The following is a 14,285-nucleotide window of genomic DNA, read 5'->3' on the forward strand; positions in this document are numbered from 1 at the left end:
CAAGACTAGCTGGCAGGCTCCGGCAAGCGTGGATACTCGACCGGGTCGATCCCGGGCAGTATTCCCGTGGCGTCCTTGGGCGACGTTCCTTCCACGGACTCGGCGAGGTGCTGGGCCGTTTCAACGAGTTGGCGCAGCGCCCACTCACGCACAGGTCCCGGTGCGCTGACTCCGACGAGGTCGGCGTAGGTAACTGTCAACCCGCTCTCAAGCTCCCGCAGCGCGTCGTCGGGCGCCGACTGGAAGCGGTCGTCGAGGGCGTAGGCGGCTGCCGGGAGCGGCTCGGCGACGCAGTGCTGCGCCAGTACGGCGGCACCCAGGGCGGCTGCGCTCTCGTGCTGCGCCATCCGCCGAAGGAAAGGTGCGGGATCGTCGGCACGGGCGGCGATCACCTCATACGCATAGGAGGCACGCTGTTCCGCCAGCACCGCCGTCCGTGCACCATCCAGGCCGGGCTCCGGCTCCTCCAACGTAGTGGTTTCCAGCGGGCACGCCGGTTCAGTGAGGTCGTCATGGCGCACTTCGGGCACCGGAATCCCGGGAACGGCGGCGTCGAGGCGCCCGGCAAGCTCCCGGCCCTGGAGCCATTGCGCAGTTGCCGCCGACGCCAGGACGCGGGAAGGGCCCGGTTCCACTGTGGCGGCAGCTTCGAAGCTCTCGGTATAGGAGGCTGTCAGCTCGGCCAGCAGGTCAGCAGGGGAGGGTGCCGGCGTCGTTGTCGCGGTGGAAGGCGACGGCGTCGAACTTACGACGGGGGAGACGGAGGGGGAGGGCGATTCCCTCGCGCCGGCGGGCCGGAGCGCGAGGGCATGTATCCCGAACATCTCCGCAAGCTCGGCATAGTCCGAGCCGTTGGTCACAGGTACTGTCCGCTCCAGGGCGGTGGCGGTGGATGCCAGGCCGTTGGCCGCGGTGGAGGCGCCGCTAAGGGCGACTTCCTCTGCGCTCGGTACGCGGTCCGGAGAACCCTTGCCGATGACCAAACCGATTGACGCGACGAGCAGGAGAACAAGCATCAGCACGACCGTCCGCAGGACACGCCGAACTGCTCCACCGAAGCCGCTGCCGGTGGTGGCGGAACGGTCATTCGATTGCGTCACAACCGATCATCATGCCATGCGAGAGACCCGTGTGGTGTGCCATTCACCGACCTGTCATAAAGTCGTTAGGGTAGTAGCTACAAGATCATCGAGCGGGAGGCGGCAATGGCTGTTAGGTCCGGCAAGCAGACCACTGCCGAAAGGCAAAAGGCTCCGGCATACGGCCGTAGTGAGACTCCCGCACACCTCAACGCCGCAGCTGAAGCCCAGCGGCTGAGGGATTTTCTGCGGCCCACCGTGGAGCAGCACAAGTTGATCCTCGAAGACGTCGAGGTCCGCATCGCCGGAAGCCACCGGACACTGCACGTAGTTGTCGACCTACCGGACGACGGCGCCGAGGGAGTGAGCCTCGACACCATTTCCGAGGTTTCGCAGAGCGTCTCGAATGCCCTCGACAACGATCCCGGCGACGACGGACGTCCCTACAATCTGGAGGTTTCATCGCCGGGTGTTTCCCGGCCGCTCACAGAGCCGCGACACTGGCGACGGAACGTCGGCCGGCTGGTGGACGTAAAGCTGGTAGACGGTGAAGTACTTGAGGGCCGGTTGATCGCCGCTGAGGAGCAGTCGATTTCCCTCACACCGCTCTTGACCGTCAAGAAGGGCACCAAGCCCAAATTCGGTGAAGACCGGGAGATTCCCTACGACCAAATCCGCAAGGGTACCGTTCAGGTTGAGTTCACCCACGCTGATGCCGAGGAATCCGGCGGCGACAATGACTGATTACACCGCTGGTTGCTGAGGAGGCCCCCAATGGACATAGATATGAGCGCTCTGCGGCTACTTGAACGCGAGCGTGAAATTCCCCTTGACCTGTTGATCCCAACGATCGAGCAGGCGTTGCTGGTTGCGTATCACAAGACCACCGGTGCGCAGGATATTGCCCGGGCGGAGCTGGACCGTCGGACCGGCCACGTCACCATCTGGGCGACGGAAGTCGATGACGACGGCGTAGCAGTGGGTGAGTACGATGACACGCCCACCGGTTTCGGGCGGATCGCGGCGAGCACCGCGCGTCAGATCATCCTTCAGCGGTTGCGCGACGCCGAGGACGACAACATCCTGGGTGAGTTCCGTGGCAAGGAGGGCGAGCTGGTAGCCGGCCTGATCCAGCAGGGCAACAACCCGCACATGATTCAGGTGAATCTGGGATCGGTGGAAGCGCTGCTACCGCCGCCGGAGCAGGTCCCCGGTGAAAAGTACCTCCACGGCACCCGTCTGCGTGCTTATGTGATCGACGTGCACCGCGGGATGAAGGGTCCGTCAATCACACTGTCGCGGTCGCACCCCAACCTCGTGCGGAAACTCTTCGAACTCGAGGTTCCTGAGATCGCGGACAAGAGCGTGGAGATTGTGGCGCTGGCGCGGGAAGCCGGCCACCGCACCAAGATCGCGGTGAAAGCCCACGTTCCGGGCGTCAATGCGAAGGGTGCCTGCATCGGCGAGATGGGCTCCCGCGTTCGCGCGGTGATGAATGAGCTCAACGACGAAAAGATCGACATCGTCGACTACAGCGATGATCCGGCGACCTTCATCGCCAGCTCATTGTCGCCGTCGCGCGTTTCGTCAGTGACCATCACGGATGAGAAAACCCGCAGCGCACGTGTCGTCGTGCCTGACTACCAGTTGTCTCTCGCTATCGGCAAGGAAGGCCAGAACGCGCGGCTTGCAGCGAAGCTGACCGGATGGCGCATCGACATTGCGTCGGACGCCGCCGGAGCCTGAGGCAGCGGGGAACTTTCCTCGACAATTTGCCAATGCGTCATATCGACGTCCATGGCGCTAGAATGGATAGGGCTTATGTCGTTACGCCACCAGCCGGTACGAACCTGCATCGGTTGCCGGGGCCGTGACGACCAAGTCTCTCTGGTTCGATGGTCAGCGGTTAACCGTGGCGGCGTCAGCGTCGCTGAGGTGGATCTTCGCCGTCGGCTGGAGGGCAGGGGTGCCTGGTTGCACCCCCGGCCGTCCTGTGTGGAGCTCGCGCTCAAACGCAAAGCGTTCAACCGCGCCTTTCGGGGCCCGGTGGATACGCAGAGCGTGGAACATTGGCTGCACACACTCCAGGGCAACTCCTGATGGGGCTGTCCTGTATGAACACCGTCCTCCCTGAAAGCGGGTCAGAAAACTGATGGAAACCCGATGAGTACCCAGCCATGAGTGCCCAACGATGAACAATCTGTTGAGCTCTGCAATCGGCGCGTCAACTGCTTCGGCGGTTGGGGTCTGCAGTAGGAATTAGACGGTTCGCTCCTTACTCGGTGCGGACCGAGAAGGAGAAATGTGGCCAAGGTCCGCGTACACGAGCTTGCAAAAGAGCTCGGCATTACCTCAAAGGATGCAGTAGCAAAGCTGCAGGAACTGGGCGAATTCGTCCGGTCGGCATCCTCAACCATCGAAGCCCCCGTCGTGAAGAAACTTCGCGGTGCTTTCCCCGATGCGCCGGCAGCCGCCAAGGCGCCCGCATCAACACCGGCGCGAGCTCCCCAGCCCGCGCCCAAGGCAGCAGCGTCCCCGCGACCGGCTCCGGCTGCTCCGGCTCCGGCGCCCGCCCCGGCACCGGTTTCCGAGAAGCCCGCAGCACCGGCGGCACCGGCAACTTCGGCGCCCGAGGCACCCCGCGAGCAGGCACCTGCAGCCCCGGCGTTCAAGGCACCTGCTGCTGCGAAGCCGGCTCCAGAGGCTCCGGCAGCCCCCGAATCCGGTTCCACCAGCGATTCCGGAACTGACCGTAAGCCTGGCCCGAAGCCTGCAGCCGCACGGCCGACGTCGGCACGCCCCGGAGCAGCTCGCCCCGGTGGTGATCGTGCAGGCGGTCCCCGCCCCGGCAACAACCCCTTCGCAACGTCCCAGGGCATGCCCCGATCCGGGCGTGGTGACGGCGATCGTGCCGGCGGCCCCCGTCCGGGCAACAACCCCTTTGCAACATCGCAGGGCATGCCGCGTCCAGGAGGGCGCCGCGATGACGAGCGACCACCCCGTCCGGCTGCCGGAGCGGGCGGTCCGCGTCCCGCCGCCGGTGCGGGCGGTCCCCGTCCGGGAGCACCGCGTCCGGGAGCACCCCGCCCCGGTGCACCGCGTCCCGGTGGTGCCGGCGGAGCCCGGCCGACTCCCGGCATGATGCCGAACCGTACCGAGCGCCCCGCGGCTCCCGGTCGCGGTGGAGCTGCCGGTGCCGGACCTCGTCGTGGTCCCGGTGGAGCCCCTGGTGCCGGTGCTGGAGCCGGTGGCGGCGGCGGAGCGCCGGTCGGCGGCGGTTTCGGCAAGGGCGGCCGCGGACGCGGCGGTACTGCCGGTGCCTTCGGTAAGGGTGGTGCCGGTCGCGGCAAGCAGCGCAAGTCGAAGCGGGCGAAGCGGCAAGAGCTCGAGCAGATGTCAGCCCCGTCGCTGGGCGGCGTCAGCGTTCCCCGCGGCGACGGCGGCACTGTTGTCCGGTTGCGCCGCGGATCGTCGATCACTGACTTTGCCGAGAAAATCGATGCGAACCCCGCAGCTCTGGTGACCGTGCTCTTCCACCTCGGTGAGATGGCTACGGCAACCCAGTCGCTGGATGAAGCAACGTTCGAGGTTCTCGGTGACGAGCTCGGCTACAAGATCCAGGTTGTGTCCCCGGAGGACGAGGAGCGTGAGCTGCTCGAGAACTTCGACATCGACCTGGATGCAGAGCTTGACGCTGAAGGTGACGCGCAGCTTGAAGCACGTCCGCCGGTGGTAACGGTCATGGGCCACGTCGACCACGGTAAGACCCGACTGCTGGATGCGATCCGCAAGTCGAACGTCGTGGCAGGCGAGCACGGCGGCATTACCCAGCACATCGGCGCGTACCAGATCGACCACGAGCACGAGGGCGACAACCGCGCGATCACCTTCATCGATACTCCGGGTCACGAGGCGTTCACCGCCATGCGTGCCCGTGGCGCAAAGGTGACCGATATCGCCGTGCTGGTTGTGGCTGCGGATGACGGCGTCATGCCTCAGACCGTTGAAGCGCTCAACCACGCCCAGGCGGCCGGCGTTCCGATCGTCGTTGCAGTGAACAAGATCGACAAGGAAGGGGCTAACCCGGACAAGGTCAAGGGTCAGCTCACTGAATACGGTCTGGTTCCGGAAGAGTACGGCGGCGACACCATGTTCGTGCACGTCTCCGCGCTGCGGGGCGAGGGAATCGACGAACTGCTCGAAGCGGTACTGCTCACGGCGGACGCGGCGCTCGACATGCGAGCCAACCCGAACAAGGACGCCCGCGGAATTGCCATCGAAGCGAACCTCGACAAGGGCCGCGGCGCAGTAGCGACCGTGCTGGTCCAGTCGGGAACGCTGACGGTCGGCGACACCATCGTCGCGGGTATCGCTCACGGACGTGTCCGTGCGATGTTCAACGAGGACGGCGAAAACGTCTCGGAGGCGGGTCCGTCCCGTCCGGTACAGGTACTGGGTCTGTCCACAGTGCCCCGTGCAGGCGACACCTTCCTGGTTACGTCGGATGAGCGCACCGCCCGTCAGATCGCTGAGAAGCGTGAGGCAGCAGACCGCAACGCGGCGCTGGCCAAGCGCCGCAAGCGCGTCAGCCTGGAAGACTTCGACCAGGCCGTCGCCGAGGGCAAGGTTGACACCCTCAACCTCATCCTCAAGGGTGACGTTTCGGGTGCGGTCGAAGCCCTCGAGGACTCGCTGCTCAAGATCGACGTCGGCGAAGGAGTCGCCCTGCGCGTCATCCACCGCGGCGTGGGTGCCATCACGCAGAACGACGTCAACCTGGCAACTGTCGACAACGCGATCATCATCGGCTTCAACGTTCGGCCCGCCGAGCGTGTGGCCGAGCTTGCCGACCGCGAAGGCGTGGACCTGCGCTTCTACTCGGTCATCTACGCAGCAATTGATGACATCGAGCTGGCGCTCAAGGGCATGCTCAAGCCGGAGTACGAGGAAGCGCAACTCGGCACTGCCGAGATCCGGGAAGTCTTCCGGTCCTCCAAGTTCGGCAACATTGCAGGCTCGATCGTTCGTTCCGGTGTAATTCGCAGGAATTCGAAGGCACGTCTCATCCGTGACGGGGTCGTGGTTGGCGACAACCTCACCGTCGAGTCGCTGCGCCGTTTCAAGGACGATGCCACCGAGGTCCGGACGGACTTCGAATGTGGTATCGGTCTGGGCTCCTTCAACGACGTCAAGGAAGGCGACATCGTGGAGACCTACGAGATGCGCGAGAAGCCTCGGGTCTAGGGTTCATCTCAGGCGGGGCCGCTGCATGCAGCGGCCCCGCTTCCTGCCCCATTCCGACGACGGGCCATTGCCGCCGTCGTCGTTGTCGCTCCCTGAGGGGAGGAAGTAAGGAGAAGTCATGGCAGACGCCGCACGCGCCGCACGGTTGGCGCAGCGCATCAAGGTCATTGTCGCCGAAGCCCTCCGCCGTCGGGTCAAGGACCCCCGGCTTGAAGCGGTCACCGTCACTGACGCCAGGGTCACCAACGACCTGCAGCACGCCACCATCTACTACACGGTGTTCGGCGAGTCAGAGGAACAGGCCGCAGTGCACAAGGCGCTGGAATCAGCGAAGGGTGTGCTCCGCTCTGAGGTGGGCAGGAACATCACGGCCCGTTTGACCCCCACGCTCGAGTTTGTTCCGGACGAGATCCCGGTCAACGCAAGCCATCTCGAAGATCTGCTGCGCACCGCGAAGGAACGGGACGCGGAAGTTGCGGAACTCGCTCGGAAGGCCGCTTTTGCCGGCGATGCTGATCCGTACCGCAAGCCCGGTGAGGAAGACGACCGGGACGACGAGTCGCGTTAGTCCTGTTTGCGCCCAGGAAGCCTGCTCACTCCGGTGAGCAGGCTTTCCTTGTCTGTACAGAGCGCGATGCGGATCCACCCCTCTCCGTTGGAACCGAAGGCAGTTCCCGGAGCGACCGCGACGCTCTGCTCCGCGAGGAAGGTCCGGACCCAGGAGCGCACATCGCCCCCGGTCGCGTGGGACATGTCGGCCCACAGGTAGAACGCTCCTTGCGCCTCAAGGTAGGGAATCCCGAGTGAATGAAGCACCGACGTCGCCGCGTCCCGGTTGGAACGGTAGTGAGCGGCCGCCGTTTCAATGTAGTCGGTGGGTCCGGTCAAGGCAGCGATCGCCGCATACTGGGGCGACGCTCCGACACAGGAGACGATGGATTCCATCACCGCGTTGAACTGTTGCCCCAGCCCGTCCGGCAGAATCAGCGCTCCTATCCTCAGTCCCGTCAGCCCGAACGTCTTTGACAGGGTGAGTGAGGTCAGCACACGCCGCGGCGTTCCCTCGAAGCGTGCAGGGCTCACGTGCGGAACGCCGTAGGTGAACGCTTCGTAGCATTCATCCGAGAGAATCCACAGGTCGTGGCGTTCAGCGAACTCCACGAGCTCCCTGGTGAGGTCCTCGCTGAAGACGGCGCCGAGCGGATTCGAGGGGGAATTCAGCACGAGAAGCCGGGTTCTCGGGTTCACCAGCTGCTCCAGGTCGCTGATCTTCGGCTGGAACCCGTTGTCCGGGCGGAGGGGGTAGTCGACAGCGCGAGCGTGCACCAGCTGGGCAGTCATGATGAAGGTCGGGTAGCCCGGGTTGGGAATGAGGACTTCGTCCCCAGGCTCAAGCAGCATGCTCATGGCCAGGTGCAGGCCCTGTTGCGCACCGGCAGTCACGTAGACCCGTGACGGGTCGACATCCACACCGTTCACTGTTCCGAAGCGTGCCGCGAAACCCTGACGCAGCACAGCGAGGCCCTCATTCGGTGTGTAATTCGTGTCGTCCCTGTCCAGCGCGGCGATTCCAGCGTCGAGGATGTGGCGGGGAACGGGAAACCCCGGCTCGCCGATGCTGAGTACGACGGCGTTGGGCGTCGCCCACGCGGCCTGGGTGATCTCCCGAATCTGGTTGGAGGGAAGGTTCTCGACGTGCTTGGCGATGGACGGCATACGGGCATCGTAGCGAGTGACGGGCGGGAAGGCGCCGAGACCTATACTGGAAGGCGTGAATTCCGGGCAGGTCCACTCAGGACTAGTGATAGTGGACAAGCCGCAGGGCTGGACCAGCCATGATGTCGTCGGCAGGATGCGGCGGTTGGCGGGAACCCGGAAGGTGGGGCACGCGGGTACCCTCGACCCCATGGCCACAGGGGTCCTCGTGGTTGGAGTGAACCGCGCGACGCGCCTGCTGACGTACATTGTGGGCACCTCCAAGACCTACACAGCCACGATCCGCCTGGGGCAGTCCACCATCACCGACGACGCCGAGGGCGAAGTGACGTCGGAGGTCTCGGCTGAAGTGGTTTCATCGGAGGCTATTCGGACGGCGGTTGCCGCACTCACCGGTTCGATCAGCCAGGTTCCCAGCAGCGTCAGCGCGATCAAGGTGAATGGTGAGCGTGCCTACAACCGCGTTCGCTCCGGGGAGGACGTGGTTCTGCAGCCTCGGCCGGTGACGGTTCACAGTTTCGATATTTCGGAGATCCGCCGGCTGCAGGGCGGAGTCGTACAAGACCTCGATGTAACGGTGCGGTGCAGTTCCGGAACCTACATCCGCGCCTTGGCGCGGGATCTCGGGGCTGCTCTTGGGGTCGGCGGGCACCTCACGGCGCTGCGCCGGACAGAGGTGGGACCGTACAGTCTCGACCAGGCATCAACCCTCGAAGAATTGGCACAGGATTTTCGGCTGCTCGGCATCGATGAAGCCGCCCGCGCACTCTTTCCCGTTCGTGAGCTGAGTGATTCAGAGGCTCAGGATCTTTCCCATGGCCGCAGGATTGGTGCCAGCGCCGACACCCCAGCGCCCTCAGCGGACCACACTGACCGTCCGGTTGCCGCTTTTGCCCCGGGCGGCGCGTTGATCGCCCTCCTCGAGAACCGGGGCCTGGAGGCCAAACCTGCCCTGGTCTTCGCACCCGGCGAGGCGGGCGCCTGATGGTGGTCGACGGTTTTTTCATCGCCGGCACGGTGGTGTGCCTTCTCTCGACTCTCATTTGCATCGGTGCGGCCGTGATCAGGCAGCCTCCCAATGACGTGACCATCCTTGCAGTGGCAGCCGTGGAGCTGTTCCTCCTCGTGTACCTGGTGGCGGGGATTTTCCGGCAGGCCGGCGGGGAACCCGTTACGGGCGAGGTATGGGAGTTCTGGGGCTATTTGCTGACCGCGTTGATGATCCCGGTGGGCGCGTTCTGGTGGGCAATCCTTGAGCGTTCACAATGGAGCAACCTGGTATTAGGCGCGGTAGGAGTGACCATTTTCGTGATGCTGTACCGGATGGAGCAGATATGGGACGGAGCAGTGCCGGCATGAACAGGCACGATGCAACGGGGGAGGCGGCTCACACCTCCGATGGCGCAGGTGTTGCCGGTGGAACCCAGGAACCGGGCGCTTCCGCAGGCACCCTGAGCAGGGGCCCGGGCCGCCTCCTCATTGCCGTGTACGGTGTTTTTGCGCTGGCGGCCACCGCGCGCGCGGCGTTCCAGCTCGCGACGAAATTCGACGAGGCTCCGCTGGCCTATGTGCTGACCGCGGTGGCCGCCCTCGTGTATGTCTTCGCTACCGTCTCCCTGAGCCGGTCGGGGGTGCGCTGGTACAGGTATTCCCTCGCTGCGGTGTCCCTCGAGCTGATCGGGGTCCTGACTGTGGGGACCCTGAGCGTTGTCGATCCGGTCCTCTTTCCCGCCGACACGGTCTGGTCGGTGTACGGCCGGGGATACGGCTTTGTTCCGCTGATCCTGCCGGTGCTTGGCCTGTGGTGGCTCTACCGACACCGTGCCGTAACGGCCGCGAACCGACGCACGTGAGCGCCGGGAGTGAGAGGATGAGCTGAGAGGGCCCGGCCCTGGCGGATCATCGAGCACAGAGGGAACATCATGAACAGCAACACCCCTGACAACACGGATCGTCGCAGTTCTTCCATGAACGCCGGACAGGACTCCGCGAACCCCTCACATGGTTCTGCGGGCACGTCCGACGCTTCCCGTCAACCCGCCTCCGGCCAGTCCTCGTCGGGAAAGGCCCCTTCAAAAACTTCCAAGAAGGACGCTGGGAAGACAACCAAGACCAGTCACGACTGGAGCGTGTTCCGCACCGTGGTGGTGCTCGTGGGGCTTCTCATTGCCGGCTTCGGAGCGTACTACCTGATTACCGGTTCAGCAGGGCTACCGGAGACGGGAGACGGTCCCGTGAACCCGACTCTGGAGAACCAGTTCCGATTCTTCGCCGCGATGATGATCGGCGTGGGCGCCGCCTTCGTGACGATCGCGATCAAGTTCCAATGGGCGAATATGCTCTGGCTGGTCTGCCTCATGGTGTTCATCGGCGGTATTGGCCGGGTTCTTTCGTGGGCGTTCTCCGGGACCCCGCACTTCCTCCTGATCATTCTCATGGTTCTCGAGCTCGCCTTCCCGGCTGCTCTGCTTGTCTGGCACCGGTACATCGCCAAGACGACCGAGCTGCGGCGGGAGTATGCCGCCCGCCCCTAGCGGTGTGCGGATTTGCCGGCAGTACGTCGCGATCGATTGCCGGCGTGTAGGCACGCAAGCCCGACTCCGAGCATGACAAGTGCGGCTCCGGAGGCAACCTTCGCAGGAATGCCTGTCTGTGCGAGTTCCGCTCGGGCGGGAGCCTGCCCGACCTCGTCTGAAGCAGGAAGTGCCGGCGCTACGGTGGCATCGGGTGTGGGTGGTTGTGCCGGCTCATCTTCCCCCACACACACCGTTTCCGAGGGCTCACCGAAAGCGGAGGTGAAAGCGTTGGTGTGGTCGTCGCCCGCGTAGGAGGCGACGACTGTGTAGCACCCGGGAGCGGTGAAGGCTGCGAAGGATTCACTGGATTGGCTGCCGTTCAGGGCCGGGACCTCGACTTTCGAGTGCAGCGGAGCGTCGGCGGGCACGTCAGCAGTGAGTGAGGGCCGCTCCGGGAGCGGGCCGTACATTGACAGGGTCACAACCGCACCGGTTTCGATTGAGGGTTGCCCAAAGCCTGACCCGATCACTGTGTCGGTAACCCGTTCACCGACAAGTGAGTCGTGTGTCGACAGTTCAGTGGTGATGTCTGGTGTCCACGGTACGAAGGTCGTCTCATCCGAGATGCCGTATTCCCCCTGCCAACCGAGCACATAGCGGGAGGCCTCAGCAGGAAGGGTGCTTTCGGGGCTGATCGACTCAGTCCAGACGTACCATCCCGGCGAGGGGACAACCAGCCCGGGGGTGTCGTACCTCCCCGGACCCTGCACGCGGGTGGTAACGGCGCCCACCATGGGGGTGTCGGAAGGCACTGATTCCTGAAGGACAGGACGAGACGGCAGGGGTCCCCACAGCGTTGATACGACCTCCACAGACACCGGGGTTCCGTCTCCGGGCATTGACAGCCACGGTGCCGTTCCACCAGGACCTCCTGCAGCGGGAGAGGTTCCCACTGTCAGGACATCATGAACGGTGGTGCCCACGCCTGTTCGCGCAGCGGATGCGCGGGTGACCACCGTCGGTTGGAAAGCCGGGAGGTCGGCGATTGCTGCGGCTGAATCACGCGGTTCAACAACTGCTGCAGCAAGCAGTCTCTGGACTCCGTCGCGGGATGGCAGGAGCCACTGCACTCCCGCCGCCGGTGTCCGGGGAACTGAAACCGTGAGTGAGCCTCCGCCTAGTCCTGTCCGCTTCAGGGTGAGCCGGTGGGGCTCATCAGCAGTGGTCCAGGTGGCGCCCCTCTCCTCAGCCAAGGCAAACGGTCCACTCAGCTCTGCACCGGCCGCCAGACCGGCTGCCGATGTGCCGTCTGCACCAAGAACGGAGACGGACGCGGTCATTGTTCCCTCAGCTCCCGCGGCCTCCAGTCTGATGTCAACCTCATAGGGGCCCGCTTCGCTGAATGCGACCTTGGTCATGGAGCGTGCCTCCGCCACCACCCCATCGGGCAGTCGCTCTGCCCTCAGGATGGCGTCCATCCCGGATGAATCCCACGCCATTCCGGGGGAGGTAAGCGCCCAGACGGCCAGCTGCACGGACGCCGCGGTGGCATTGTCCGCGGTGTCACCCCACCGGTGCAGCAGGTAGGACAACGCCGCGTTCTCTGTCGGATTCAATGCACTCCCGTCACTACGGATGAAGCCGCCCGAATGTCCGTCCTCGTATCCTCCGGCATTTTCCGGGGAGAGCCGCTCGAAATCAGTGCAGTACGCGGCCAGGCCTCGGGAGTTCTTGTACTGGCCCACAAAGTGTTCGGCCGCGTGCACACCGGCCGCTCGCGTCCATCCTCCTCCCACCGGCGCGGCCTGGGACGATGGCACCTGAGGCAGACACAAGAGGGTGACCAGGAAGAGGCACACTCCGGCCGTCCGCATTGCCCCTCGGCGCCGGGATAGGAACAGGGAAAATGACACGGAAGATCCTCCTGAGGTGAGTGGGGGCCGCGTTCCTCCCTTGTGGGTGCGGCCAACAGGTATCAATCGTCGCTGTGCCGTTCTCCGAGAGGCGGCCCTCCGGCTTCCATGTGCACAAACTGCCTCAACCGGCGTCGCTGTGCAGGAAAAGAGATTGGCCCGGGAAGTCTCCGTCCTGACTGCGTTCATGGATCGGCCATAATAAGGAACGACGAAGGGTACTGTTACCCGCCCAACCCCAAGGGAGATGCGTGTTCTACTGGAGAGACCTGGCCGATGTGCCGGAGGGTTTCGGTCCCGCAGTCGTCACCATCGGGAACTTCGACGGTGTCCATCGCGGCCACCAAAGCGTGCTTCAGCAACTGGTGGCTGCCGCCCACGAACGAAATGCAGCCGCCGTCGTCATTTCATTCGAGCCTCATCCCGCCCAGGTTCATCGGCCGGAGAGCGCGCCCGAACTGATCATGGGCCTGCAGGACCGAGTGGAAACCCTTGCCGACACAGGCATCGACGGCGTGCTGATGATGCATTACACCCTCGAGTTGGCCGCGTTGACGCCGGAGGAGTTCGTCCGGTCGGTCCTCGTCGACGGTTTGCGGGCGAAGGCCGTGGTCATCGGCCATGACGTGCGCTTTGGCCGCGGCAACTCGGGCGACCTCTCGACGATGCAGGAGCTGGGCGCCCAGCTCGGCTTCGACGTGGTCGTCATCGACGACTTCGGATCAAGCCTGCAGAGTACGACGACGGCTGGAGGCCAGCGGCGCTGCTCCTCAACCTGGGTGCGTGAAGCGCTGGTTGCCGGGGACGTCACGACGGCGGCCCGTATCCTGGGCCGGCCCCATCGCATGCGCGGCGTTGTCGTGCACGGAGCCGCCCGGGGGAGGGCCCTGGGATTTCCCACCGCAAACCTGTCCTCCGACTCCACCGGGTTCATTCCCGCTGATGGAATCTACGCCGGCTGGCTCATCGACAGCAGCCAGGTGCGCTGGCCCGCAGCGATCTCCGTCGGATCCAATCCCACGTTCGAAGGCGTGTCCAGGCAGGTCGAGGCGCACGTGATCGATCGGCCGAAGGAAGAGATCGACGTATTTGACCTGTATGGGCAGACGGTGATCGTGGAGTTCGTACGTCGGCTGCGGGGTATGGTGACCTACCGCGGGCCCGAAGCACTGATCGACCAGATGCGCTTGGACGTGGACCAGACCCGTAGCGTGCTTTCGACAGAACAGCGTACCTACGGGTAAAGTTGACCGAGGTCCTGCTGCAGTCCGTGGTTGCTGGACCACCGCCGGAGCTCCGCTCGATCTGCGAGGGGAACCGGCATCTACTTTGTTCACGGTACAACTCATAGGAGTTATTTGTGGCACTTGACGCCGCTCTGAAGCAGGAAATCATCAAGGAATACGCAACCTCCGAGGGCGACACCGGTTCGCCTGAGGTGCAGATTGCAATGCTTTCCCGCCGAATTCTTGACCTGACCGAACACCTGAAGAAGCACAAGCACGACCACCACACGCGTCGTGGCCTGCTTCTGCTGGTTGGTCGCCGTCGTCGTCTGCTGGACTACCTGCGCGACACCGACATCACGCGCTACCGTACGCTCATTGAGCGCCTCGGCCTGCGCCGCTAGTTAGACTGTGAGGCGGCCCCTTCCTTCGGGAAGGAGCCGCCTTCAATCTTTGCGGCAGATATGCCGCAAAGGAACCGCACTCCCAGGAGTGCGTTGGAAGTAAAAAGTCCATACCAGGAGCCAGGCGGACACGCAGGCATTCGCGGTCCTCGGTAGTGGTCTCCGGGCACCATCCGTGTGATGGCAG

At 64.4% G+C, this 14,285-nt stretch carries 14 protein-coding genes; 11 read left to right on the forward strand and 3 right to left on the reverse strand.

Annotated features, from left to right (window positions below; translation table 11 throughout):
- Nucleotides 1-5: 5 nt before the first annotated feature.
- On the reverse strand, nucleotides 6-1,100 hold the full coding sequence (locus AC5RU3_RS15205) for a DUF4439 domain-containing protein (protein WP_493966092.1): 1,095 nt from the start codon (nucleotides 1,098-1,100) through the stop codon (nucleotides 6-8).
- A 105-nt stretch (nucleotides 1,101-1,205) separates the two neighbouring features.
- Between AC5RU3_RS15205 and rimP the strand changes: the two genes are divergently transcribed.
- From rimP to rbfA, 5 genes are all read left to right on the forward strand, one after another.
- Entirely contained in the window at nucleotides 1,206-1,823 is a 618-nt protein-coding gene (gene rimP, locus AC5RU3_RS15210; RefSeq protein WP_309070597.1) for a ribosome maturation factor RimP, read from the forward strand.
- A 30-nt stretch (nucleotides 1,824-1,853) separates the two neighbouring features.
- A complete protein-coding gene (gene nusA / locus AC5RU3_RS15215) occupies nucleotides 1,854-2,825 on the forward strand; it encodes a transcription termination factor NusA (protein ID WP_309070596.1) in 972 nt (323 codons plus the stop codon).
- A gap of 75 nt (nucleotides 2,826-2,900) precedes the next feature.
- Nucleotides 2,901-3,179, forward strand: a complete 279-nt coding sequence (locus AC5RU3_RS15220; protein WP_309123945.1) for a YlxR family protein — start codon at nucleotides 2,901-2,903, stop codon at nucleotides 3,177-3,179.
- Between the two features lie 204 nt (nucleotides 3,180-3,383).
- On the forward strand, nucleotides 3,384-6,323 hold the full coding sequence (gene infB, locus AC5RU3_RS15225; RefSeq protein WP_493966093.1) for a translation initiation factor IF-2: 2,940 nt from the start codon (nucleotides 3,384-3,386) through the stop codon (nucleotides 6,321-6,323).
- Between the two features lie 118 nt (nucleotides 6,324-6,441).
- A complete protein-coding gene (gene rbfA, locus AC5RU3_RS15230; protein ID WP_309070593.1) occupies nucleotides 6,442-6,891 on the forward strand; it encodes a 30S ribosome-binding factor RbfA in 450 nt (149 codons plus the stop codon).
- Here rbfA and AC5RU3_RS15235 read toward each other — a convergent pair.
- Complete coding sequence (locus AC5RU3_RS15235; RefSeq protein ID WP_493966094.1) at nucleotides 6,888-8,039, reverse strand: pyridoxal phosphate-dependent aminotransferase; 1,152 nt, start codon at nucleotides 8,037-8,039, stop codon at nucleotides 6,888-6,890. The two genes, rbfA and AC5RU3_RS15235, sit on opposite strands and share 4 nt — an antisense overlap.
- A 55-nt stretch (nucleotides 8,040-8,094) precedes the next feature.
- Between AC5RU3_RS15235 and truB the strand changes: the two genes are divergently transcribed.
- From truB to AC5RU3_RS15255, 4 genes are all read left to right on the forward strand, one after another.
- Nucleotides 8,095-9,024 (forward strand): tRNA pseudouridine(55) synthase TruB, encoded by a 930-nt coding sequence (gene truB, locus AC5RU3_RS15240; protein ID WP_309123946.1) that lies wholly within the window; start codon nucleotides 8,095-8,097, stop codon nucleotides 9,022-9,024.
- The gene (locus AC5RU3_RS15245; RefSeq protein WP_309070590.1) at nucleotides 9,024-9,398 is read left to right on the forward strand and encodes a hypothetical protein; all 375 of its coding nucleotides are present in this window, start codon (nucleotides 9,024-9,026) and stop codon (nucleotides 9,396-9,398) included. The genes truB and AC5RU3_RS15245 overlap by 1 nt, the downstream gene beginning before the upstream one ends.
- Nucleotides 9,374-9,892 (forward strand): hypothetical protein, encoded by a 519-nt coding sequence (locus AC5RU3_RS15250; protein WP_309070589.1) that lies wholly within the window; start codon nucleotides 9,374-9,376, stop codon nucleotides 9,890-9,892. Before AC5RU3_RS15245 ends, AC5RU3_RS15250 begins: the two co-directional genes overlap by 25 nt.
- Nucleotides 9,893-9,961: 69 nt before the next feature.
- The gene (locus AC5RU3_RS15255; RefSeq protein WP_309070588.1) at nucleotides 9,962-10,573 is read left to right on the forward strand and encodes a DUF4345 domain-containing protein; all 612 of its coding nucleotides are present in this window, start codon (nucleotides 9,962-9,964) and stop codon (nucleotides 10,571-10,573) included.
- Here the strand turns inward: AC5RU3_RS15255 and AC5RU3_RS15260 are convergent.
- Complete coding sequence (locus tag AC5RU3_RS15260) at nucleotides 10,570-12,468, reverse strand: hypothetical protein (RefSeq protein ID WP_493966095.1); 1,899 nt, start codon at nucleotides 12,466-12,468, stop codon at nucleotides 10,570-10,572. The two genes, AC5RU3_RS15255 and AC5RU3_RS15260, sit on opposite strands and share 4 nt — an antisense overlap.
- Nucleotides 12,469-12,719: 251 nt before the next feature.
- Here AC5RU3_RS15260 and AC5RU3_RS15265 point away from each other — a divergent pair, with 251 nt between their 5' ends.
- Both AC5RU3_RS15265 and rpsO read left to right on the forward strand, forming a co-directional pair.
- Nucleotides 12,720-13,712, forward strand: coding sequence for a bifunctional riboflavin kinase/FAD synthetase (locus tag AC5RU3_RS15265; RefSeq protein ID WP_309070586.1), 993 nt, complete (start codon nucleotides 12,720-12,722; stop codon nucleotides 13,710-13,712).
- Nucleotides 13,713-13,828: 116 nt separating this feature from the next.
- Nucleotides 13,829-14,098, forward strand: a complete 270-nt coding sequence (rpsO, locus tag AC5RU3_RS15270) for a 30S ribosomal protein S15 (protein ID WP_309070585.1) — start codon at nucleotides 13,829-13,831, stop codon at nucleotides 14,096-14,098.
- The last annotated feature ends 187 nt before the right edge of the window (nucleotides 14,099-14,285 follow it).

The sequence above is a fragment of the Arthrobacter sp. MDB1-55 genome, assembly GCF_059092925.1.

Excerpts from the sequence above, each read along its gene's own strand:
- rbfA (WP_309070593.1), top strand. The coding sequence starts at position 6,442 with ATGGCAGACGCCGCACGCGCCGCACGGTTGGCGCAGCGCATCAAGGTC.
- AC5RU3_RS15255 (WP_309070588.1), top strand. The coding sequence starts at position 9,962 with ATGAACAGCAACACCCCTGACAACACGGATCGTCGCAGTTCTTCCATG.
- AC5RU3_RS15245 (WP_309070590.1), top strand. The coding sequence starts at position 9,024 with ATGGTGGTCGACGGTTTTTTCATCGCCGGCACGGTGGTGTGCCTTCTC.
- AC5RU3_RS15250 (WP_309070589.1), top strand. The coding sequence starts at position 9,374 with ATGGGACGGAGCAGTGCCGGCATGAACAGGCACGATGCAACGGGGGAG.
- AC5RU3_RS15235 (WP_493966094.1), bottom strand. The coding sequence starts at position 8,039 with ATGCCGTCCATCGCCAAGCACGTCGAGAACCTTCCCTCCAACCAGATT.
- rimP (WP_309070597.1), top strand. The coding sequence starts at position 1,206 with ATGGCTGTTAGGTCCGGCAAGCAGACCACTGCCGAAAGGCAAAAGGCT.
- nusA (WP_309070596.1), top strand. The coding sequence starts at position 1,854 with ATGGACATAGATATGAGCGCTCTGCGGCTACTTGAACGCGAGCGTGAA.
- AC5RU3_RS15220 (WP_309123945.1), top strand. The coding sequence starts at position 2,901 with ATGTCGTTACGCCACCAGCCGGTACGAACCTGCATCGGTTGCCGGGGC.